The organism is Chitinophaga fulva, assembly GCF_012927205.1.
GTDB lineage: Bacteria > Bacteroidota > Bacteroidia > Chitinophagales > Chitinophagaceae > Chitinophaga > Chitinophaga fulva.
Window position 1 is genome coordinate 1704212 of record NZ_JABBGC010000001.1, and the last position, 22684, is coordinate 1726895.

At 48.6% G+C, this 22684-nt stretch carries 17 protein-coding genes; 11 read left to right on the plus strand and 6 right to left on the minus strand.

The window, feature by feature from the left end; translation table 11 throughout:
* Positions 1-56: 56 nt before the first annotated feature.
* A complete protein-coding gene (locus HHL17_RS07175; RefSeq protein WP_169224072.1) occupies positions 57-2165 on the minus strand; it encodes a M48 family metalloprotease in 2109 nt (702 codons plus the stop codon).
* 223 nt (positions 2166-2388) lie between these two features.
* A complete protein-coding gene (locus tag HHL17_RS07180) occupies positions 2389-3555 on the minus strand; it encodes a hypothetical protein (RefSeq protein WP_169224073.1) in 1167 nt (388 codons plus the stop codon).
* A gap of 73 nt (positions 3556-3628) precedes the next feature.
* Between HHL17_RS07180 and HHL17_RS07185 the strand changes: the two genes are divergently transcribed.
* The gene (locus HHL17_RS07185) at positions 3629-4246 is read left to right on the plus strand and encodes a hypothetical protein (protein ID WP_169224074.1); all 618 of its coding nucleotides are present in this window, start codon (positions 3629-3631) and stop codon (positions 4244-4246) included.
* Between the two features lie 9 nt (positions 4247-4255).
* Positions 4256-4771 carry a GNAT family N-acetyltransferase gene (locus tag HHL17_RS07190; RefSeq protein ID WP_169224075.1) on the plus strand — a complete coding sequence of 172 codons (516 nt, stop codon included), beginning with the start codon at positions 4256-4258 and terminating at the stop codon, positions 4769-4771.
* Here the strand turns inward: HHL17_RS07190 and HHL17_RS33350 are convergent.
* Positions 4768-6369, minus strand: coding sequence for a DUF6600 domain-containing protein (locus HHL17_RS33350; RefSeq protein WP_206155928.1), 1602 nt, complete (start codon positions 6367-6369; stop codon positions 4768-4770). The genes HHL17_RS07190 and HHL17_RS33350 overlap by 4 nt on opposite strands.
* A gap of 457 nt (positions 6370-6826) precedes the next feature.
* On the opposite strand from HHL17_RS33350, the gene HHL17_RS07200 reads away from it, so the two are divergent.
* Positions 6827-7618: a DUF4349 domain-containing protein gene (locus HHL17_RS07200; protein ID WP_169224076.1), complete on the plus strand. Its 792-nt coding sequence runs from the start codon at positions 6827-6829 to the stop codon at positions 7616-7618.
* A 131-nt stretch (positions 7619-7749) separates the two neighbouring features.
* On the opposite strand, the gene HHL17_RS07205 is transcribed toward HHL17_RS07200, so the two are convergent.
* On the minus strand, positions 7750-8982 hold the full coding sequence (locus HHL17_RS07205; protein ID WP_206155929.1) for a purple acid phosphatase family protein: 1233 nt from the start codon (positions 8980-8982) through the stop codon (positions 7750-7752).
* Positions 8983-9327: 345 nt separating this feature from the next.
* On the opposite strand from HHL17_RS07205, the gene atpD reads away from it, so the two are divergent.
* Both atpD and atpC read left to right on the plus strand, forming a co-directional pair.
* A complete protein-coding gene (atpD, locus tag HHL17_RS07210) occupies positions 9328-10830 on the plus strand; it encodes a F0F1 ATP synthase subunit beta (protein ID WP_169224077.1) in 1503 nt (500 codons plus the stop codon).
* A gap of 47 nt (positions 10831-10877) precedes the next feature.
* Entirely contained in the window at positions 10878-11135 is a 258-nt protein-coding gene (gene atpC / locus HHL17_RS07215; RefSeq protein WP_169224078.1) for an ATP synthase F1 subunit epsilon, read from the plus strand.
* 517 nt (positions 11136-11652) lie between these two features.
* On the opposite strand, the gene HHL17_RS07220 is transcribed toward atpC, so the two are convergent.
* On the minus strand, positions 11653-12204 hold the full coding sequence (locus HHL17_RS07220) for a YqgE/AlgH family protein (protein ID WP_169224079.1): 552 nt from the start codon (positions 12202-12204) through the stop codon (positions 11653-11655).
* Positions 12205-12666: 462 nt separating this feature from the next.
* Between HHL17_RS07220 and HHL17_RS07225 the strand changes: the two genes are divergently transcribed.
* Positions 12667-14037 carry a sensor histidine kinase gene (locus HHL17_RS07225; RefSeq protein ID WP_169224080.1) on the plus strand — a complete coding sequence of 457 codons (1371 nt, stop codon included), beginning with the start codon at positions 12667-12669 and terminating at the stop codon, positions 14035-14037.
* A 16-nt stretch (positions 14038-14053) separates the two neighbouring features.
* On the plus strand, positions 14054-14866 hold the full coding sequence (locus HHL17_RS07230) for a HesA/MoeB/ThiF family protein (RefSeq protein ID WP_169224081.1): 813 nt from the start codon (positions 14054-14056) through the stop codon (positions 14864-14866).
* Between the two features lie 172 nt (positions 14867-15038).
* Here HHL17_RS07230 and HHL17_RS07235 read toward each other — a convergent pair whose 3' ends face one another.
* Positions 15039-15947, minus strand: coding sequence for a S66 peptidase family protein (locus HHL17_RS07235; protein ID WP_169224082.1), 909 nt, complete (start codon positions 15945-15947; stop codon positions 15039-15041).
* 129 nt (positions 15948-16076) lie between these two features.
* Here HHL17_RS07235 and metG point away from each other — a divergent pair, with 129 nt between their 5' ends.
* The 4 genes from metG (at position 16077) to HHL17_RS07255 (ending at position 22606) form a co-directional block, all read left to right on the plus strand.
* Positions 16077-18203, plus strand: a complete 2127-nt coding sequence (gene metG / locus HHL17_RS07240; RefSeq protein ID WP_169224083.1) for a methionine--tRNA ligase — start codon at positions 16077-16079, stop codon at positions 18201-18203.
* A 222-nt stretch (positions 18204-18425) separates the two neighbouring features.
* Positions 18426-20825 (plus strand): 3-hydroxyacyl-CoA dehydrogenase/enoyl-CoA hydratase family protein, encoded by a 2400-nt coding sequence (locus HHL17_RS07245; RefSeq protein WP_169224084.1) that lies wholly within the window; start codon positions 18426-18428, stop codon positions 20823-20825.
* Between the two features lie 105 nt (positions 20826-20930).
* Positions 20931-21824 carry an ABC transporter ATP-binding protein gene (locus HHL17_RS07250; protein WP_169224085.1) on the plus strand — a complete coding sequence of 298 codons (894 nt, stop codon included), beginning with the start codon at positions 20931-20933 and terminating at the stop codon, positions 21822-21824.
* On the plus strand, positions 21821-22606 hold the full coding sequence (locus HHL17_RS07255; protein WP_169224086.1) for an ABC transporter permease: 786 nt from the start codon (positions 21821-21823) through the stop codon (positions 22604-22606). The genes HHL17_RS07250 and HHL17_RS07255 overlap by 4 nt, the downstream gene beginning before the upstream one ends.
* The last annotated feature ends 78 nt before the right edge of the window (positions 22607-22684 follow it).

Consider the following 22684-nt stretch of genomic DNA (forward strand, 5'->3'; position numbering starts at 1 on the left):
AAAATACGCACAAATTCAGTAAGAGAAAAATAGAAGCCACCGGCGCGGCTTTCGGTTCAGGCTTCAGGCTCCATGGTCAACAAAAACTCCAGGAAAGATTTCCGCAACAGGACATTGCTGTTGTTGTATTGTTCCATCACCGAGGAAATGATTTCGTGCAGCTCCTGGAAAGCCACATAATCCGGTACCTGGTCCTGCATGAAAATACAATCCTGCATGGTAAACCGCTGTACTCTGTCATACAGCTCCGGCGAAAGGCAACTGGTATACCCGGGGGAAGAGGTGACTTCATGCAGCAACCGGCGGAATCGCCAGCATTCGGCGCGCAGCTCCTCCATCCACGGCTCCAGCAGGACAAGGGTGTCATGTCCTACATTAAAGACCTGGCTGATAGCGTGGATAACCCGCACCACCTGATCGTTCAACCGGTTGGCAAACTCCTGGTGCATCAATATCTGCTGGTACCGTGTGGTCAGCAACCGGACGGTATCTGGTCCTTTGGCCAAAGCACGCTGATAGTGATAAAAATAAGCCTGCTGGTCGTGCTGCTGTAACCAGTCCTGTTCGGCGGCTACATGCCCGGCCAGTTTCCGGGCCAGCTCCCTGGCATCGGAAGCCTTTTGTGATTGCCCGTCAAACTCAAAGGTGCGGGTCTGAAACTGCCCGATGGCGATGGCCTGCAATGTTTCTACATCTTGCTTGTCCCGGTAGTAGCTCCTGATCCGCCATACAATGTCCGGATGATACAGCTGCGCCATGTCCGTAACAACAGTTGCTGACAGGGCCCGTTCATCTTCCGTATTAACAGCAGTAAAAGCCCGGTTATCATAATAATCATGGAAAACGGCGGGATATTCGTACAGCCGGTGCCGGTGGGTCAGCTCTGCTACAAATTCAGCCGGCGTGATCGTTTCGCCGGCAACTCCCGGTGACAGGGTGTCATATACCTGCCGGGTGCTTTGCTCCTGTAACAGCTCGGGGTCATTAAATAATTGCCACGCACTGGCATTGACCTGCTCACAGGTAATGCCGGCAGCAAGATAACGTTGTTCCCGGTCTTCACGGGTAGGGTGGGTGGTCCACTGTTCCCGCAGTTGTACCCGGCTCTTCAGAAAGGAATGAAAATAACTGTCGGGGATGACCGGCAACCCTGCTGCATCTGTATCCAGCCGGTTTTGCAAGGCGTAATAATCTATCACGGCACGGTGCGTATGGAAAATGTTCCTGAACTGCTGTCCGCCGGTTTCCAGCTCAGACAGCTTATGCATGCAGTGATCGAGGCAGTAGGTACCCATTTCCACGCGGCGCCCGCCACTAACGGCTGCAGCTGTACCTGCCAGGGACACGGCCAGTGTATCGGCCTGAAACTCCATCTCCCGGCTGAGTTCAAGGTATTGCCGGTTGATCAGGCGGTAAAGTTTACGTAATAAAAATTGTATACTGTTGACCAGCATCATGGTCACATGAGCGAAAAATCCGGGCAGGCTGCCATTGTTGCTCCACCTGATGGCCAGGTCGTTCCAGCTGTCATTCTCGTACAGCATATTATACAATACCTTGTTCAGTGCATATACATAACTGCCCAGCTTCATGCTCCGCCTGGAAAAATGCGCAAACTCCTGCGCCAGTATCATCTTAAACTCGCTGATATTGACGCTGTTCACCAGCCCCAGCCCGATTTCCAGGTTCATCCGCGCGGGCCACAACAAATTGAAAAAGCTGGAGTTGTAAAAAACGGCAACATTCACTTCCGGCACTACAAATACTTTCTCCGGAAAACGGATGCGTGTTTCCTTGACCAGTCTTGATATAAAATCAAATAACCGTGGATGATGAGCCGCGTCTATCGGGGCACGATAAGGGTTTACCGGAGGGCGCCGGTAAAAAAGGAACCGCACAAGGAAAAACAACATCAGGCCTCCCAGTATTACCAATGCCGGGCCGGCAATAAACGTGAAGATATTGGGATAATAGCCGGTTAGTGCGATGCCGGCTGTTATGAAAGCCGCGCCCAGCGTTATAGCTGTTAGTAAAACGATTGCATACAACAGAAAAAAGAGCAATATAAAACCGATCACCTTTACTATCTGTAGCCTAAACGCTGCCGTGGGTTGAAAGACCGCGGGATCTTTAATCCCTGGACTTGCAGGATATAAGTTGGTCATAACAAAACATCAGGTTAAAATACGATAGCCACCGCAAAAGGGATTTAAATATAACCAATATTCAGGGATTTTATTGTCGGGCGCGGTGATATCGGATATTGATATGGTGCCTGTAAAGGCTGTGCTACAGCGGCTGTAAATCGATAGGAACAGGTAAAGTTGTCATGCAATAAAAAGCCCGGCTACCAGGTGGCGCCGGGCTATGCTGTTAACGGATAACACGTTACTTTAAAATCGGATGTCTTTCTACTGGTATGTTAGGATCAAACATGCAACGGTAGGTAGTCAGTATCCTGGAAGGTTCAGCGCCAAGGCTGGTCGCCACATTCAGCATACGGGGGTTGAAATCACCGATCCATTGCATCTCATACTGATTGTAAGGCATGCTTTTGCGTTGTATCACTTTGGCGCCTTCCAAAATAATATAAGCGTCAACACCCTTGCCCTGAAACTCAGGTACAATGCCGAAAATGATACCTACTATCTTGTGGCATTGTTTGGTCAGTTTCATCCAAAGGAAGATCAGTTTGCCCCATAAGCCCATTTTCCCATTCATGTGTTTTACATACTGGTTCAGGTCAGGCAGATTAAGCCACATGGCTATAGGTTCGTCTTTATAATAGGCAAACCAGGCAATCTTTTCATCCATCAATGGTTTCATGTGATTGAAAAGGCTCAGTACCTGCCCTTTGCTCATTTCTTTGCCACCGGCATGTTGGGCCCAGGCTTTATTATAGATGATGCTGAAGTCCTGCGCAAACTTTTCCAGCTGGTTCTTTTTAATATGCCGCGCAGAATAATCCGGGTTCTGGCTAATAGTAGCATGGCGGGTGTAGAATTTGTCCGCCAGTTCGCCATAGATATGCATATCGTAGCAGATCTGATTGAAGAACAGCCTGAAGCCATAAGTTTCAAACAGCCGAACATAATACGGCGGATTGAAGTTCATGCCATATAAAGGCTCGTGGTAACCTTCCGTCAGCAACCCCCACCAGTTGTTACGCTCTCCAAAATTGATGGGGCCATCCATGGCCTCCATCCCTCTTTCCTGTAACCATTTTTTGGCGGTGTCAAATAACAGGTTGGCTGCCTCCTGTTGATCGATACAGTCAAAGAAGCCCATACCGCCTACTGGCACTTTATCCCCTTTATTGGTATACTTCCTGTTTACAAATGCGGCCACTCTGCCAATCAGGTTACCCTGCTTGTCTTTCATGATCCACCGGGCACACTCTCCATGACGGAACGCTTTGTTCTTGTCATGGTCAAATACAGCTTCAATATCCTTGTCCAGTGGTCTGATCCATCCAGGTACGTCCTTGTTTAGCCTGATGTGTACTGCTAGAAACTCCGCCGCTTTTTGGGCATTGTCAACTAAAATCAATTCCATGGATACTATTTGTGCAAATTTGCGCAAAAATAAGAAAAACAGCCATTGGCATTATTTTTTCTGCTGATATCTTATGAATCGAAAATATATCCTTCCTCTCATACTCTGTATCTTCACCATTATCCTGGCACTGGGTTATTGCCGGCAGCAGACGGAAGTTCGCAGGGTGCTCACGGAAAACCAGCGTTTATGGAATGAAAACCGCGACCTGCGCAAAAGCCTGGAACAAAGCAACAATGTAAGCCGCCAGATCGATGACCGGCAGGCTGTTCAACAACGGGTGGCTGGTCAGTTTGTAGAGAGACGGGCGTATTACCGCCGCAACTGGCAACAGTTCATCTCCGTTTCCGCCAGCGATTACCGCACCGGTTTACTGGGTGGCATCAAAAACCTCAGTATCGTCGTCCGTAACCAAACAGAATATCCGATAGATAATGTAGTGGTAACGGTGCAGTATATGCGCAATAACGATGAGGTGTTTAAAACGGAACAATACACGATCAATAATATCCCCGAAAAAAGTGAACGCAGCGTAGCGGCTTCCAACAGTCGTAAAGGCAGTAAGGTTAACCTGAAACTGGTGAGCGTTACCAGTCAGGCCATGAATTTCTGCTGGGCTGCCGGCAAACCCGCACCTGCCAACAACCCCGATCCGTTTGAATGCGTGCCTTCTCCGCCGAAGAATCCTTAACTTTGGCGCATGATCACATTTCAACAGGTAGATATCCCCGGTCAGGCAATAAAAGAACTGTATGAAGAAGCTTTTCCCTACGAAGAGAGACGGGATTGGCCGGTGGTGTTGTCATTGCTGGACAGCGGCAATTTGAAAATATTGCAGCTGGAAAAGGATGGGGAATTTGCCGGGTTTGTATGTTACTGGCCTTTACCGGATTATACCTTTGTAGAGTATTTGGCCGTCCATGCGTCTGCCAGAGGCGGTGGTATCGGTACCCACATTATGGAAGAACTGGAAAAACGTTTCGGCAACCTGGTACTGGAAGTAGAACCACCGCTGACGGAACAGGCAAAACGCCGTATCGTTTTTTACGAAAGATTGGGCTATCAAACTTTTGATCAGCCTTATTACCAGCCTCCTTATCACGAAGGCCACCAGCCTTTGGAGCTGCGCTTAATGCAGAAAGGTTCCACCCATGATGGTGAAACCTTTCTCAAAATTAAAAATCAGATTTATCGTTTCGTCTACAATCTCAACTAGCCTCTTCTAACTCTTTCTCCGCCGCCACCACCGTTGCCGCCGTCGTTACCGGATTCACCGCGGGATGGACGGGATTGTTGTTGTTGCTGTTGCTGCTGTTGCTGTTGTCTTTGCATTTGTTCCTGCTGCTGTTGCTGCTGGCGCTGTATCCTTTCCTGTTGCTGTTGCTGTTGTTGTTGCTGGCGCATCTGTTGTTGTTGCTGTTCACGCTGCATCCTTTGCTGTTGTTCCATTTGTTGCTGCTGTTGTCTCATCTGTTGATCACGTTGCATTTGCTGATCACGCTGCATCCGTTGCTGTTGCTCCTGTTGCTGCTGTTGTCTCATCTGTTGATCACGTTGCATTTGCTGATCACGTTGCATCCGTTGCTGTTGTTCTACCTGTTGTTGCTGTTGTCTCTGTTGATCACGCTGCATCTGTTGATCCCGTTGTACCCGCTGCTGCTGTTGTTGCTGTTGTTGCTGTTGTTGCTGTTGTTGCTGTTGTTGCTGTTGTTGTTGCTGCCATTGCTGGTCACGTTGCATCTGCTGCGGATTATTATTGTTGTTGGGTGTCATTCCCCTTGAAGGGCGGTTGTATCCGGGCTGATTGACACCGTTGCCGTTATTGTTGTTGCTGTTATTATTATTGTTATTGAAATTCGGTTCACGGGACACACGGCCACCGTTGTTGTTACCGTTGTTGATGTTGCCGTTATTATTGTTATTGTTATTATTGTTGTTATTGAAATTCGGTTCGCGGGACACACGGCCACCATTGTTGTTACCGTTGTTGATGTTGCCGTTACCACTGTTATTGTTGTTACCATTTAACACACTGCGGGAAGGCCTGCTGGCGTCTCCTCTGTTAAGTGCGTTAGCATCCGGACGGAAAATCTGCAACTGGTCGTTTTGTATCCTGCCTGCGCCGGGCCTGTCGGTATTGGCTACTCTTACAGGTCTTACGCTACTACCGGTATAACGTTCCACTTCCCGTACATCGGGGCCTCTGGAAATTCGGCCTGAACTACCATAGTTGTTTCGGGTACCACCATAATTATTGTTGATGATGGTGGTGTTGTTGATGATTGTTACGTTACGGCTATTGTTGATATAGTAGTTGTTGATCTGCCGGCTGCCGATATATCTTCTGGGAACGAAAGCCCAGCAGGAAGTCGGCATATTGTAGGATGAAGGGCCCATTGGCGCCCATCCGTAGTAGTCTCCTCCACCTCTCCAGTCTACCCATGCCGGGCCCCATTCGGTGCCGGGTATCCACATCCATCCATACATGCCGTCAAACATCCAGCGGCCATAGTGGAAGGCTGCCCATCCCCAGGAATAGTCAGACATCCACGTCCATCCGTAATCGGAGTAAACCCAGTGCCCGCCGGTATAGTAAGGGCGGAAGTCTGGTCCTGCATTCGGTATCCACACCTGGTTGTAGCCGGGATAGCTGGTCCAGCGGCCGTAAGGACTCAATTCATCATAGAAGGAAATAGAGGCCCCCACCTGTACCTGTGGCCCCGGGCTGTAGGCGGAATAGGTAGTTGCACAACTACCCAAAAAGAAGGATATAAGTAAAAGAGATAATCCTGTGTTTTTAAATAATCTGTTCATACTCCTGTTTTTTAGTCCTGATTGGTTTCGCTGTTATTAGACTTTGCGGAGAGTCAATGTCTTGCTTTTGTTTGTTCCGGTTTATACTTCAATGATCTGCTACTTTCCAGGGTGTCGATTGGTGTTTCAAACGCGGTCTAAATGCAGTTAGTCATTAAGGCAAAATGTTAAACAAAATTGTTAAAATTTTTATAACGCTTTTTGCTGCAGATAGAGCGTTACAACCACTATCAGGCAAAAATGATTCCAATTTATTTGCCTTGATCTAAGTTATACTGGTACAATGTTTTAGGAATTGTGTATTATTGCTTTGTGAATGATTTTTATAATGTGAGATTTTGTTTAACTGCCAACATCCGTTATCGTATTTTTTGAATACATTTTTCTAACCCAAAAACCTATATGTGCAATGCCTGTTTTACCAACGTTGAGGTATAAACGAATTTTTACCTGGCTCATGCTTGTTTTTCTGGCCATGTTCCTGCTCCGCCTGCTATACGGCTATACGCAATCGCATAGAGATGATAGTGCCGGTCAGAGCGAGAGCTTCCTGTCGCAGGTGCAACAGAAAAACTATGCTTCTGAGAAAAAATTCCTGAAAGGAGAAGCTGCCCCAACAGTCTCCAGCCAGAAATATGAGAAAGTGGCTTATGTACACTCCCGCTCCACCAGTTTTACGGAGGATGAAAAACAGCTGCACGGCACTATCCGTCAGTTTGGAGCAGTGATCCAGTATCAGCAGGAATCAGGCAACAAAGGCAACCGCGACCTCCGGCTGATGATCGGCGTGGCGCCGGAAAAATTCGATTCCTGTTATTATGCCATTCAGAAAATCGGTACGATCAAATCTACCAGCATCACCAAAGTAGATAAGACCAATGAATACCGGAAACTCAATGCCAGCAAGGTTTCTCTTGAAAAGAACCTGGCATCGCTGAACGGGCTCACTTCCCAGCAGGGAAAAATCGACGAACGGATACTGCTACACGAAAAAATTGCAGAGGTAGAGCGGCAGTTACAGGAACTGGGCGTGGAACTGGGCAACTTTGATGAGGAGAATGAATTTTGTACGATACAGTTCAGCATGTATGAAGGCGCGGCAGCGAGAGGTATTCCTTTCTATTCCCGTGTGAAGACGGCGCTGGAATGGACCGTTAAGTATTATGTAATGCTAATGGCAGGTATATGTCTGGCTGCGCTGGGTGCCTGGTTGTTGCTGAAAGTACTGACGATGGTAAAAGCGGAATAGTACCATTTAGAGATTTTTTGATTTACGGATTTTTTGATTTTTACTGATGATACCGGAGAAGACCGGAGCGAGAGATTGCTTCGGTCTTCGTTTTTTTCGCAAAATCAAAAAATCCGTAAATCAAAAAATCCCTAAATGGTATATTCGCCTACTTTAGTCCCATCATCGCGCAGCATGGTGAGCGTCAGCTGTTTCTGATCAGCTTTTATTTTGATGAGGGTGCGTTTGCCTTCCTGCGGGCCGCCGCCGATGATCAGCGGGTAGTTGTGCTGACCGGCCACGGGCGCATGTACGCCATAGGTGTGCGTGTGGCCGCATACGAGGATATCTATTTTATATTTGTTGAACAGCGGGCCGAAGAGCTGGCGGCAGTGTGATGCGCCATGCCAGTCGCCACCATGGTAGTGGGGGATGTGCATGAGCACCACTTTATGTTTGGCTTTTTTGTAGGCCGGGCTTTGCAGCTGTTTTTCCAGCCAGCGGGCCTGTTCTTCGCGGTAGCCGTCAAAATCAGCGATGCCGGCATATACCGGGGCGCTGTCTTCTTTGTCTTCTCCGGTGTCCAGCACGATGGTGTGCACGGGGCCCCAGGTGAAAGCGAAATAGCTGCCATGGTCCGGGTTATCGAAGTATTGGTGCCATTCGCGGGCGTATTTGCCGCGGGTTTCGTGGTTGCCTCTTACATACATGAAAGGCTTCCGGGTGGAGAAGGTGTCACCACAGGGTGACAGCAGGTGGTCGATGATCTGTTGTTCGTTGGATTGATAATCGAACATATCGCCGTTGAAGAACACAAAATCGTAAGGGTCGTTGCCGTTCAGTCCCATCAGGTGAGGGATGGATTGGGGCCTGTCGTGGATATCGTTGAGCATGAGCCAGGATACCTCTTTTGCCTGCGTGTTGGGCGCAGTGAAGGTGTAGGTATCGCTGGTAAGGGTGTTGCCATAGGTAAGTTTGTATGGCTGGAAATCGGTGATTTCCTTGGAAAGCACGCGATAGCTGTATTGTTTGCCTGGTTCGAGATGAGATAGTTCTATCCGGTGGAGACGGTTATTGGCGTCTACCAGTCCCTTCGTTACGTGGTGGGCTTTCTGGTTGAGCTGCCCGTCGGTGCCGTATTCCACCCAGCTGTAGCAGGGGCGGGAGGTGAGCCACATGACAGCGATGGTGTCAGGGGCGGGCATTTGCAGATAAGGTTTGCACAGGAAGGCATGGGCGGGTTCATCGGTGGTGGTGGTCGTGGTGTTGGTTTTGCGTACGGCGCCGGCAGCCAGGGGGGACAGGCCGGTTACGCCCAGCAGCCCCGCTTTGGACAGGTTGCCCAGAAAGGAGCGGCGTGACAGTTCATTGTTCATTTTCTTCATATTATAGCCAGATATATGTGAGGAATCGCTAAAAATAATCAGCGATAAAAGAAAAGCGTATTATTTTTATATGAACGGAGGAAGGATGGAAAGAAGAAATGGGTCGATAAGTTATAAATGTTGAAAAATCTATATTTGATAGATTCCGCGTTGTCTGGACAGGAATTTAGCTGTTAGCAACTGAAAACATCGCGTCAATTGAGGACTAAAAAGGTTTTTTTTCCTTAATAGCTTTTTGATTTTCCCCCATTAACTATTACCTTTGCGCCAAATTTTAGAAACCGTTGCGGAGCAACAGTTTTTGAGGAAATAACTTTTTAGTATTTTATAAACCTCTTTAAAAATATGCCTAACACAGGTAAGATCAAACAAATTATCGGTCCCGTGGTGGACGTGCACTTTGATGACAAATTGCCCGAAATCTACAACGCATTGGAAATTACCCGCGAAAATGGTCAGAAAGTAGTATTGGAAGTACAACAGCACCTGGGTGAAGACAGTGTACGTTGCGTGGCAATGGACTCCACTGACGGTATGGTTCGCGGAATGGCCGTAGTGGATAAAGGTGCGCCGATCAAAATGCCAGTTGGCGACCAGGTGAAAGGACGTTTGTTCAATGTGGTAGGTGAGGCTATCGACGGTCTGGGTGATATCGCAACTGACAATGGTTATCCCATCCACCGCCAGCCGCCTAAATTTGAAGATCTGGCTACTGATACAGAAGTACTGTTCACTGGTATCAAGGTAATCGACCTGATCGAGCCTTATGCAAAAGGTGGTAAAATCGGTTTGTTCGGTGGTGCGGGTGTAGGTAAAACCGTATTGATCCAGGAGCTGATCAACAACATCGCGAAAGGTTATGAAGGTCTGTCCGTATTTGCCGGCGTGGGTGAGCGTACCCGTGAAGGTAATGACCTGATGCGTGAAATGATCGAAGCTAACATCGTAAAATATGGCGATAAGTTCAAAGAATCCATGGAACATGGTGACTGGGACGTAACCGCTGTAGATAAAGAATTACTGAAACAGTCACAGGCTACCTTCGTGTTCGGTCAGATGAACGAACCTCCCGGAGCCCGTGCACGTGTGGCCCTGTCTGGTCTGACCCTGGCGGAATACTTCCGTGATGGTGATGGCTCTGCAGGTGGCGGCCGTGATATCCTGTTCTTCGTTGATAACATCTTCCGTTTCACCCAGGCAGGTTCCGAAGTATCCGCGCTGTTAGGCCGTATGCCTTCTGCGGTGGGTTACCAGCCAACCCTGGCCACTGAGATGGGTCTGATGCAGGAACGTATCACCTCTACCAAAAATGGTTCAATTACCTCCGTACAGGCGGTTTATGTACCTGCGGATGACTTGACCGACCCTGCTCCAGCTACCACCTTCTCCCACCTGGATGCTACCACCGTATTGGACCGTAAAATCTCCGACCTTGGTATCTATCCTGCGGTGAGCCCTCTGGATTCTACTTCCCGTATCCTCACTCCGGCTATCGTGGGTGAAGCACACTACAACTGTGCTCAACGTGTGAAACAAATCCTGCAGCGCTATAAAGAATTACAGGACATCATCGCCATCCTTGGTCTGGATGAGCTGAGCGACGAAGATAAACAAACCGTTTCCCGCGCCCGTCGTGTGCAACGTTTCCTGTCACAACCTTTCCACGTGGCAGAACAGTTTACCGGTCTGAAAGGTGTACTGGTACCGATCGAAGAAACTATCCGTGGCTTTAACATGATCATGGACGGTGAAGTGGATGAATATCCTGAAGCAGCCTTCAACCTCGTAGGCTCTATCGATCAGGCTATCGAAAAAGGTAAGAAATTACTGGAAGCAGCTAATAACTAATCCGAATGGTCCTCCGGGACCATTTAATCACCATTCACGATCATAACATGCTATTAGAAGTATTAACACCAGAAAGAAAATTATATGCAGGCGAAGTGTACGGCGTACAATTGCCAGGCATTGATGGTTCTTTTGAAATACTGGATAAACATGCGCCCTTAATCGCAGCGCTCGGAAATGGTAAAATGAAAGTGCTGAAAGATAAAAACCACAGCGAATTCTATACTATCACCGGCGGCTTCGTGGAAGTGCTGCGCAACAAGGCTACTGTGCTCGTAGAAGGTGCGGTGGCATTGGAAAAATAAGATACTACCAGTAATACATATCATTTAACGGACAGGCCGGGTAAGATTACCCGGCCTTCGTTTTGTCCTAACTATTCCAATCTTAGAAGACCCGTCAATCGGGTAAGATTACCTCCCCGGGATTTCCGCTATTCCCACTTCTGTACAATACATCCCCGCAAGGCCCCACATCGCTGTCGGACCGCAGTTATGCACGTACATCCATGAGCAGCCCTTTCACAGGCTGTGTATATTACCTAATGAATAATGCGCTTGTTATGTGTGATATATATTTCTTCCTATCGTTGTCTCAGGTAAATTCGGGCGTCTTTCTGTGAAGGTGCAATGTTTTTCATAGGTAGCCTTCATAGGTGTATTCTATCGGTTGTTCCTTACCTGAACTATAACGGGTTATTTTGTGTTGTTACTTTAGCAAGATATTTAATTTGTTGCAAAAAAAGTCATTCCTTTTTGTTCATTTTTGCACAAATAATCCCTCCCGAAGCACATGTGCTTCGCTTTCAGAATATTAGAAAATTTAATTTAGTGAAGGATCGATGGGAAAATTTGCCATCATGGCGAAATTACTGCCAAGATTTCTCAGTGCCTGCTGCCATATTTGCTGCTCCCTGGATTCAAATACCAATGCCGGAGTACTCTCAGATGGTATCCACGACTTCTCCCGCAACTCCTCTTCCAGTTGACCGGTCGTCCAGCCGGAATATCCTATAAAAAACTTGATCTTCTGCAGGTCCAACGCTCCCTTGTTCAATAACTCCACCACATCATCAAACCGGCCACCCCAATAAACCCCCGGCACTACCTGTAGCCCGCCCGGAATCTGGTCAGGCATCTGATGCAGGAAATGAATCGTATCCACCTGTACCGGGCCTCCGTAATGAACCGGAATACCAGGATAAATGACATCAGGAATCAATGCGTCAAGGGTCTGGTCAAATAACCTGTTGATAACGAAGCCGAAACTGCCCTTTTCGTCATTTTCACACAAAAAAATCACCGTACGGGCAAAATTGGGATCTTTCAGAAAAGGATCGGCTATAAGCAAAATACCGGGCGCCAGACTAACCATATACATGCGTTTTGATCTCTAATCAAATTTAATTAATTGATTACAAAGCAGGAAAGAAATAAGCAGAAAAAGGAAACGGTTAGGAAGGGTAACAAAACTCATTGAAAAAGAAGGAAATAAAAAAAGGAGGCTAGAAAACCTCCTTACCATTTTATCAACCAAAATCTAAATCGCTTATGGAACGAATCCACGTCGATGTATGTAGAAAGTTTAATTACTTTGTTATAGAATGTTACTAATCAAATTTAGTACCAATTCTGTAAAGCAAAGGTAAGGAAAGTCGCATTAATAAAATCAGACATCCCCCGTTAAAATTACGTTAAAGTAATATTGTATTGATGTTAAGAGACCTCGCGACCTTTGTAACTATTTAATTTTGTATCATAGTTGCTATAGCAAATATCTTTTTTAACAATTTTTAATATGTCAGGTTAAGTATATTTAAGGCCTGACTAGACTTTCATGATACCACTAAAGAAAATTTTTCCTGTAATTGTCGTCCTGATCACACTATCTCTCCTGGGCATTATCTATATCCAGGTGAGCTGGATCAAAAACGCCATGGCCATCAAAAAGGAGCAACTGGTGGAACGGTCCATCAACATGATCACCGATGTACAACGTGACATGCTGGCCACCCGCCAAACATATCAGATGTTCCGCCTCAACAACAGAAAGGACCCGGCTGCCCCCAAAGGATTTGCGCTCGATATGGACAGAGGTGTACCTTATGTGCCCTCCATGAGTGACATCTATACCAACCCACAGGCACTGAGAGAGCTCATTCAGTCCAAAATGAGGAAAAATCACCTCGATTCTACCCGTTTTGAGTTCGCCATCCTGGCGCCGGTGGATGGTATCGGTTCCCAACTAAAAGTACACTCCGCCAATTTTGAACGGGCATACCGGGAAAATGAAAAAGACAGTTCGAGTGAACTGAAACGTTACCAGGTGACCTACATGCCGCTGGAAGACATGCTCAATCTCAGCCCGCAAACGGAAAGCCTCATGATCATCATGCCGTCCGACGATTCCATTGCCCGCCAACTGGGCTTTATGATCACCGGCAGCGTGCTGTTCACCCTCATCATCATCACGGCCTTTGCCCTCACCATCCGCACTCTGCTTAATCAGAAAAAACTCTCGGAAATAAAATCGGATTTCATCAACAACATGACACATGAGCTGAAAACACCGCTGGCCACTATCTCCCTGGCCATCGACGCTATCGGCAATGAAAAAGTGATGAGCAACACCGAAAAAATCCGCTACTTCTCCGGTATTATCAAGGAAGAAAACAAAAGGATGAACAAACAGGTGGAAAGCATCCTGCAATCTGCCCTCCTGGAAAAAGATGAGATCGGCCTGAAGTTACAGGTAATGGACGTACATCAGGTGATCCGCAATACCACCGACAACCTGCAACTGCAACTGGCCTCCAAAAATGGCGTGGTAGACCTGCAGCTGGATGCCATCAACCCGGTGATCATGGCTGATGACGTGCATTTCTCGAACGTGGTGTTCAACCTGCTGGACAATGCGATCAAATACTCAAAAGAGAACAACCTGGAAGTCAAAATACAGACATACAATACCCGCAAAAGCCTGTTTATCGTCTTCACCGACAATGGTATCGGTATGAGCCGGGATACTATTTCCCGTATCTTTGAAAAATTCTACCGCGCCCATACAGGAAACGTGCACAATGTAAAAGGTTTCGGCCTCGGCCTCACCTATGTAAAGGCCATCGTAGATGCCCACAAAGGAAAAATAAAAGTGGAAAGTACCCTGGGGAAAGGCAGTAAGTTCACCCTGGAGTTTCCACAGGAATAGATAAAAGATCCAGCGTATGACATTAAGTGAAAAAGAACTGCAGCATTTTAAACATCCTATCGCAGTACCTGGCATAGGCGTAGACATGCAGGATAAACTGAAAAACGCCCGTGTACTGGTGGTAGGCGCCGGCGGCCTTGGCAGCCCGGTATTGCAATATCTCAGCGCCAGCGGCGTAGGCGTGATCGGCATTGCGGACTATGGCGTGATCACCGATGAAGATATGCCCCGTCAGCCGATTTACCAGATGCAGGATATCCGTAAACATAAAGCGAAAATGGCTGCCAGCAGGCTGTGGGCCGTCAATCCTTTCACCAAACATTATCCTATGCTGGTACAGGCCAAGCCCGAAAATATCGCGCTGCTGCTGCCCGGCTTCGATCTGGTGATTGATTGTTCCCAGCACCTGCCTACGCATCTGCTGCTCAATGATGCCTGTGTGAAACACGAGCTTCCGCTGGTGATCGGTGAAGTGCACAACTGGCAAGCCTGGTACGGTGGGTTTAATATGCCGTTGCCCGATGGCAGCAGGTCTGCCACTTACCGCTGTGCACTGGACCTTACAGAAGCATACCGCAATTTCGACGCGGGTGCGCTGGGTGCCACACACGGCGCTACCGGTATGCACATCGTGCTCGAAGTGCTCAAATACCTGATGGACGTGCCTGGTGGCCTCGCCGGTAAATTATACGGCAAAGATTACCTGCATAACCTGACGACTGTACATGATCTCACTGTTAATGCGGAAGTGCTGGAAAACACCCGTGCCGCAGGCGTTCTTACAGCGGAGGACTATGGCCTGGAGATCGTTCCGGATGTGGAAGACTAACTGTGATGGCCATGATTGCTGCTGATTCGCCTGATTAACGAAGATCAGCCCGAAGATTACATAGCATTTAACATTACCAATGATAAATGAAAAAGCACCCGATGGGGGTGCTTTTACTATTTATTTTATGTTACTCGCTTCAATCTCCGCAAATCAGGCGAATCAGCAGTAATCATTTGCAAATCAAAGTTGAGCGAAGTTCTCCTACCTTCAGGTCGTGTTTTACGCCCAGTTTTACGGCATAGTTCTCCGGTTGATGTCCGCAAGGGAAGCCGAAACAAACAGGATAGTCATACTCTTTCACGATGTTGTGAATGATTTCATATTCCGTCTGGCCGAAAGGAGTCGTTGTTTCCTTGCCATCAGTGAAAGCGCCTACTATCAGTCCGGCGAGTTTGTCGAGCCAGCCGGCGCGTTTGAGGTTATACATCATCCTGTCGATATTATAGCGGTATTCTCCGATATCTTCGAGGACGAGGATTTTATCTTTGGTATCGATCTGCGATTTGCTGCCGGAAACGTTGGCCAGCAGGGACAGGTTACCGCCTACGAGCAGGCCGGAGGCGTTGCCTTCGCGGTTGAGTGTATGCGAGGGCGTAGTATAGCGGTATGATTTGCCCTTCAGCACGGCTGCGAGGCTGTTTACATATTCATTATCAACTGTTTCAGGCGTAATACCGCTGCACATCATGGAATGAATGGTTGGGATGCCATAACGTTCATGGATATGGGCATGGAGGGTGGTCACATCGCTGTAGCCACAGAGCCATTTAGGATGTTTGCGGAAGCGGGTGAAGTCGAGTTTGTCAAGGATACACACCATGCCATAACCGCCGCGTCCGAACACGATCGCCTTAATTTCCGGATCGTCCAGCATATCCTGCAGCTCTTCCAGCCGAAGCTCGTCCGGTGCGGAAAAGTTGTGAAAGCTGGTACCCACCGTAATGCCCAGATGTACCCGGTATCCCCAGGATGACAACACGCCGGCAGCATATTCAGCCGCCTGTAGTTCCATTTTGCTGCTGGGGCACATCACTCCAATCAGATCGCCTTTTTTCAGATATGGCGGAATTTTTACCATTGTACTTTTGTTTACCTTTGCAGATTAGTGAATACTTTTACTATTCGCCTGACTAAGGTGATAAATTGTTTGATGATTCCAAAAACAAAAACGAGAAAAGAAATTTATTTAAGCATTCTTTAAGATAGTATGGGAAATTTTAACAGATATCTAATAACTGCGGCATTACCTTATGCCAATGGCCCCGTCCACATTGGACACCTGGCCGGCTGCTACCTGCCTGCAGATATTTACGTGCGTTACCTGCGCGCTAAAAAGGCAGATGTGAAATTTATTTGCGGTTCTGACGAACACGGGGTACCTATCACCATCAAGGCGATGAAGGAAAACGTAACCCCACAGGACGTTGTAGACCGTTACCACAAGATCATCGGTGACAGCTTCGCCGCCATGGGCATCTCTTTCGACATTTTCGCACGCACCAGCGCTCCCATACACCATACCACTGCGTCCGACTTTTTCCTGAAGATGTACAATGACGGCCTCTTTGAAGAAAAAGAATCAGAACAGTACTTCGACCCGGAAAAACAGGTTTTCCTGGCCGACCGCTATATTGTTGGCACCTGCCCTAAATGCGGCAACGACAAAGCCTATGGTGACCAGTGTGAACGCTGCGGCACTTCCCTGAGCCCGGATGAACTGATCAACCCTCACTCCGCGCTCAGCAATGCTGTACCGGTCAAAAAAGCAACCAAACACTGGTACATGCCGCTCCAGAACTACGAGCCATGGCTGAAAGAGTGGCTGCTGGAAGGCCACAAGGACTGGAAAAACAACGTATACGGTCAGTGTAAAAGCTGGCTGGACTCCGGCCTGCAAAGCCGCGCCATGACGCGTGACAGCAACTGGGGCATCAAAGTGCCGCTGCCGGACGCTGAAGGTAAAGTACTGTACGTATGGTTCGACGCGCCGATCGGTTATATCTCCGCCACCAAAGAGCTGACGCCTGATTGGGCCGATTACTGGTGCAAGGACGACACCAAACTGGTACACTTCATCGGGAAAGATAATATCGTATTCCACTGTATCATCTTCCCGGCCATGCTGAAGGCCCACGGCGGATTTGTACTGCCGGAAAACGTACCGGCCAACGAGTTCCTGAACATCGAAGGGGAAAAAGTATCTACCTCCCGCAACTGGGCGGTATGGATACACGATTATATCAAGGATTTCCCTGATCAACAGGACGTGCTCCGCTATGTGCTGTGCAGCACCGCACCGGAAACTAAAGACAATGACTTTACCTGGAAAGATTTCCAGACCCGCAATAACAGCGAGCTGGTAAATAACCTGGGCAACTTCGTGAACCGTACCATGGTGCTCACGCATAAATTGTGTGGCGGCAAAGTACCTCGTTTCCATGAAGAGGTGGCTGATGATACTGATCGTGAAATGCTCGCGGCTTTCCAGACTGCCAAAGACAGTGTGGAAGCCAGCCTGGAAGCTTACCGTTTCCGCGAAGCACAGGCAGGTATGATGGACCTTTCCGATCAGGGCAATAAGTACATGCAGAAGAAAGAGCCGTGGATACTGGCCAAGGTAATGGAAAAGATCAAAGCAGGTACTCCGGTTGATGGTTATACTGAAGTTGACCTGCCTGCATTGCAGATGAAAATCGACAACTGTCTGCATGTATGTCTACAGTTGATGGCTAATCTGGCGATCCTGACCCATCCGTTCCTGCCATTCACTTCCAGGAAGATCTGTCATCTCCTGAAAGTGGTAGATCGTATGCTGGAATGGGAAAATGCAGGTAGCACCAAACTGGTGAACGTAGGCTATTCTCTGCGTGAACCAGAACTGTTGTTTAAGAAAATTGAAGACGACATGATCGCCGCTCAGGTAGAGAAACTGCACGCTGGCCTCGTTAAACCGGCCGCAGAAGCAGCTGCCGCCCCGGCTGCAGCGGAGAAACCTGCCGCTCCGGCCAAAGCAGAAATTCAGTACGACGATTTCGCCAAGCTTGATCTGCGTGTAGGCACTATCATACAGGCGGAAAAAGTGGAAAAAGCAGATAAACTGCTCAAACTGCTGGTAGACATTGGTACAGAACAACGTACAGTCGTTTCCGGTATTGCCATGCATTTTAATCCGGCTGATATCATCGGCAAACAGGTAACACTGGTGGCCAACCTGGCTCCCCGCAAAATGCGCGGTATCGAAAGCCAGGGCATGATCCTCATGGCGGAAGATAACGGTAAACTGATATTTGTGAACCCGGCAGAAACAGTCGCTCCCGGTAGCGGCGTGAGCTGATATCCCGGCAACACAAGTTTTACAGATACTTTAACACGTAAAGGAGCGAAGGTCACTTCGCTCCTTTGCTTTTAAGATAACTGCCATCCCGGCAAGGCTGCGGGGAAATCTCAGTTTTCCCGGTTTTCGACTTATTTGTAAAAAACTTTATGTCTTTGCATCCCGCACGTGTCGTTGCGTGAAAAAAAATCCTAAATTCAAGGATCATAAAAGGCTAAAGCTATGCAAAGACACATCAACAAAGTAGCCGTCCTCGGCTCGGGAGTAATGGGATCAAGAATTGCCTGCCACTTTGCAGGTATCGGCGTACAGGTTTTACTGCTGGATATAGCGCCGAAAGAGTTGAACGATGCTGAAAAGAAAAAGAACCTCTCGCTGGAGAGCCCCGCTGTGAAGAACCGGATTGTGAACGATGCGCTGCAAGCTGCCATTAAATCAAACCCTTCGCCGGTATATACCAAAGATGTGATCAAACGCGTCAAAACCGGCAACTTCACCGATGATATGAAACGGATAGCTGATGTGGACTGGATCATCGAAGTGGTGGTGGAAAACCTGGACATCAAAAAAACTGTTTTTGAACAGGTGGAAAAATTCCGCAAACCCGGTACCCTGATCACTTCCAATACATCCGGCATTCCTATCCACCTGATGACGGAAGGCCGCAGTGAAGACTTTCAGAAACATTTCTGCGGTACCCACTTCTTTAACCCGCCCCGCTATCTCCGGCTACTCGAAATTATACCTACTCCACATACAGACCCCGCGGTGATCGATTTTCTCATGCACTATGGTGATCTGTACCTTGGTAAAACCACCGTGCTGTGTAAAGACACACCGGCGTTCATCGCCAACAGGGTTGGGGTATACTCTATCATGGCCATTTTCCATATCATGCAGGAAATGGGGCTGGGCATCGACGAAGTGGATGCGCTGACCGGTCCGGTGATAGGCCGTCCTAAATCAGCTACTTTCCGTACGGCAGACGTGGTAGGTATCGATACTTTGGTCAAGGTGGCCAAAGGCGTAAAAGAAAACTGCCCCAATGATGAAGAGGCAGCCATCTTCGACATTCCGTCTTTCCTGCAAAAAGTAGTGGAAAACAATTGGTTGGGCGATAAAACAGGGCAGGGCTTCTACAAAAAAACAAAGGGAGAAGGTGGTAAGGAAATTCTTACCCTCAACCTGCAAACGATGGAATACGGGCCTAAGCAGAAACCCAAATTCGCCAGCATCGATGCTGCCAAGCCGGTGGAAGACCTGAAACAGCGCGTCCGTATGCTGGCAGCCGCCACAGACAAAGCCGGACAGTTCTATCAACAGTTCCATGCACGCCTTTTCGCTTATGTGTCTCACCGCATTCCGGAAATAGCCGATGATATCTATAAAGTGGATGACGCCATGAAAGCCGGTTTCGGCTGGGAAATAGGGCCCTTTGAGAGCTGGGACCTGCTGGGTGTGGAAGCATCCGTTAAACTGGTAGAAGAAAAAGGCCTCACCGTGGCACAATGGGTAAAAGACATGCTGGCCAAAGGCATCAAAAGCTTCTACAAAGTAGAAAATGGTAAGAAATTCTATTACGATGTCGCCAGTCAGGCCTATAAAACCGTACCGGGCGAAGGCGAATTCATTATACTGGAAAACTTCTCCAACAATATAGTCTGGAAAAACAGCGCCTGTAACCTGATAGACATCGGTGACGGCGTAGTATGTTTCGACTGGAAAACCAAGATGAACACCATCGGCGGTGAAGTGCTGGAAGGGCTGAACAAAGCGGTAGACCGCGCGGAGAAAGACTTCCGCGGCCTCGTGGTGGGCAACGAAGGGACCAACTTCTCTGCCGGCGCCAACGTAGGCATGATCTTCATGCTGGCAGCAGAACAGGAATACGATGAGCTGGACATGGCCGTACGCCTGTTCCAGCGTTCCACTATGCGTTTACGTTATTCTTCCATTCCGGTAGTGGTAGCGCCACATGCGCTGACGCTCGGCGGCGGCTGCGAAATGGCGCTGCATGCCGATAAAGTACAGGCTGCCGCAGAAACCTACATCGGCCTTGTGGAACTGGGCGTAGGCCTCATCCCCGGCGGCGGCGGCACCAAAGAAATGACGCTGCGCGCCAGCCTGGAGTTTAAAGAAGGCCGCATCGAGGAAGAACCACTGAAAGACTACTTCATGGCCGTAGCTACTGCGAAAGTGGCCACCTCCGGTTTTGAAGGCTTCGATATGGGCGTGCTCCGCAAAGGACATGATGAAATTACCATGAACGCATCCCGCCTCATCGCGGATGCCAAACGCAGCGTGATTGCCCTGGCCGACGAAGGTTACACCCGGCCGGTGGAAAGAACAGATATCAAAGTAATGGGCCGCAGCGCACTGGGCGCCCTGCTCGCCGGCGTGTATGCGATGCGCTTTGGTAACTACATCTCCGACCACGACCAGAAAGTGGCCAACAAACTCGCCTATGTCATGTGTGGCGGTGATTTGACCGAACCATCATTCGTCAGCGAACAATACCTGTTGGACCTGGAAAGGGAAGCATTCCTGAGCCTCTGCGGCGAACGCAAAACGTTGGAACGCCTGCAGAGTGTGATCAAAACCGGTAAACCTGTGCGTAACTAATAAATCTTTATAAACATAAAGGGAAATACAGGAGAGATTTCGCCATAAGATCTTTCACTGTGTTTCCCTTTCCTTTTTCATCAAGCTAAAATACCAACGCCAGCTGTGTCTATCCTGTCCTTACAAAACATCTCAAAGAAGTTCGGCGCCGTACAGGCTTTGTCCGGCGTGTCTTTCGACGTGCCGCAGGGCGCCGTTTACGGCATCCTGGGCCCGAATGGCAGCGGTAAAACTACCCTGCTGGGCATCGTGACCGATGTACTGAAAGCCGATACCGGCAGCTTCATGCTGTTCGATCAGGCTGCCGCTGCCCGGCAACGCCGGCAAATTGGGACTCTATTGGAAACGCCCAATTTTTACCACTATCTCAGCGGGTACCGCAACCTGGAAATAGCTGCTGCTATCAAACAGCGGGATAAAAATGATATCGCCCGTGTGCTGGAAATATGCGGCCTCACCGCCAGACAGCATGCAGCTTTCAAAACATATTCCCTCGGGATGAAACAGCGCCTGGCCATCGCCTCCGTACTGCTGGGCGATCCGGAAGTACTGATACTCGACGAACCTACCAATGGGCTGGACCCCGCCGGTATTGCCGAAGTAAGGGAACTGGTGCGTAACCTGGCCGGAGCCGGTAAAACCATTATCCTCGCCAGCCATCTGCTCGATGAAGTAGAAAAAGTATGTACCCATGTGGCTATTCTGCGTAACGGCAAACTGCTGCGTTCCGGCAGCGTAGACGTGGTGATCAGCCGGCATGACTACCTGGAGCTGGCCGCTGTGAACAATGAAGCGCTCAAGTCCGCACTGCTGGCATACCCTGGCTGCACCAGCGTGCAGCTCAACGGCAATGTGGTGGTGGCAGTATTTAACGCATCGCCCGAACCGGCGCAGGTCAACAGCTATCTGGCGCAGCAGGGCATCTGGCTGCAGCACCTGCAACTCCGCAAAAAGAGCCTCGAAAAAGCATTTCTGGAAATAACCAACGATCCCGCATGAAACAATTACTCTATACCGAATGGCTGAAAGTGAAGAACTACCGCACTTTCTGGATAATGCTACTAGTCGCGGTGATCATGATACCGGCCGGAAACTACGTGCCGGCGGACATTATGTCGAGCCGCGAACTGAACCAGGCAGCGAAAATGCTGGGACAATCACCTTTTGGTTTTCCTACTGTTTGGCAAACCGTCGCCAATATCAGCAGTTACATGACAGCTTTATTTGGACTGATGCTGATAATTTTAGTCACGAACGAATATACTTTCCGTACCAGCCGCCAAAACATCATTGACGGATGGGAGCGCAGGCAGTTTGTATATGCCAAACTGATATGGGTGCTGCTATTGTCTGTCATCGCCCTTGTGGTCGCCATATTGACTGCCGTGGTGATTGGGTTTGCCTATGGCAATAATGCTATCAGCCTCGAGGGTTTCAGTTACCTGTGGTACTACTGGCTGCAGCTGGTGCTGGCATTGAGCCTGGCCTTGCTGCTGGCGGTACTGTTGAAAAGGGCCGGGTTTGCCATGGCCATTTTCCTTGGGTACACCATGATGCTGGAACAAACACTGGTATTGCTGCTGAAACGTTATGTAGGCCCCGTTGGCGGCCTGTTACCTTTGCAGGCCGGTGATGAACTGCTGCCTTTCCCACTGGTCGGAAAAATGGTCGCAGCGAGCGGCGACCGGTATGATGACAGCATTTATTTGTTATTCCTGGTGGGGTACATTGCGTTAGTCATCTATCTGGTTTTCAGGAAAGTATTAAAATCGGATTTGTAAAAAAAGCTATATATTTCACATTCTTTTAAAGCGAAATGTTTGAGAGAGAGCTTAAATTTGTTGAGCAAAGTAAAAATG

Excerpts from the sequence above, each read along its gene's own strand:
- HHL17_RS07175 (WP_169224072.1), bottom strand. The coding sequence starts at position 2,165 with ATGACCAACTTATATCCTGCAAGTCCAGGGATTAAAGATCCCGCGGTC.
- HHL17_RS07180 (WP_169224073.1), bottom strand. The coding sequence starts at position 3,555 with ATGGAATTGATTTTAGTTGACAATGCCCAAAAAGCGGCGGAGTTTCTA.
- HHL17_RS07185 (WP_169224074.1), top strand. The coding sequence starts at position 3,629 with ATGAATCGAAAATATATCCTTCCTCTCATACTCTGTATCTTCACCATT.
- HHL17_RS07190 (WP_169224075.1), top strand. The coding sequence starts at position 4,256 with ATGATCACATTTCAACAGGTAGATATCCCCGGTCAGGCAATAAAAGAA.
- HHL17_RS33350 (WP_206155928.1), bottom strand. The coding sequence starts at position 6,369 with ATGAACAGATTATTTAAAAACACAGGATTATCTCTTTTACTTATATCC.
- HHL17_RS07200 (WP_169224076.1), top strand. The coding sequence starts at position 6,827 with ATGCTTGTTTTTCTGGCCATGTTCCTGCTCCGCCTGCTATACGGCTAT.
- HHL17_RS07205 (WP_206155929.1), bottom strand. The coding sequence starts at position 8,982 with ATGAAGAAAATGAACAATGAACTGTCACGCCGCTCCTTTCTGGGCAAC.
- atpD (WP_169224077.1), top strand. The coding sequence starts at position 9,328 with ATGCCTAACACAGGTAAGATCAAACAAATTATCGGTCCCGTGGTGGAC.
- atpC (WP_169224078.1), top strand. The coding sequence starts at position 10,878 with ATGCTATTAGAAGTATTAACACCAGAAAGAAAATTATATGCAGGCGAA.
- HHL17_RS07220 (WP_169224079.1), bottom strand. The coding sequence starts at position 12,204 with ATGGTTAGTCTGGCGCCCGGTATTTTGCTTATAGCCGATCCTTTTCTG.
- HHL17_RS07225 (WP_169224080.1), top strand. The coding sequence starts at position 12,667 with ATGATACCACTAAAGAAAATTTTTCCTGTAATTGTCGTCCTGATCACA.
- HHL17_RS07230 (WP_169224081.1), top strand. The coding sequence starts at position 14,054 with ATGACATTAAGTGAAAAAGAACTGCAGCATTTTAAACATCCTATCGCA.
- HHL17_RS07235 (WP_169224082.1), bottom strand. The coding sequence starts at position 15,947 with ATGGTAAAAATTCCGCCATATCTGAAAAAAGGCGATCTGATTGGAGTG.
- metG (WP_169224083.1), top strand. The coding sequence starts at position 16,077 with ATGGGAAATTTTAACAGATATCTAATAACTGCGGCATTACCTTATGCC.
- HHL17_RS07245 (WP_169224084.1), top strand. The coding sequence starts at position 18,426 with ATGCAAAGACACATCAACAAAGTAGCCGTCCTCGGCTCGGGAGTAATG.
- HHL17_RS07255 (WP_169224086.1), top strand. The coding sequence starts at position 21,821 with ATGAAACAATTACTCTATACCGAATGGCTGAAAGTGAAGAACTACCGC.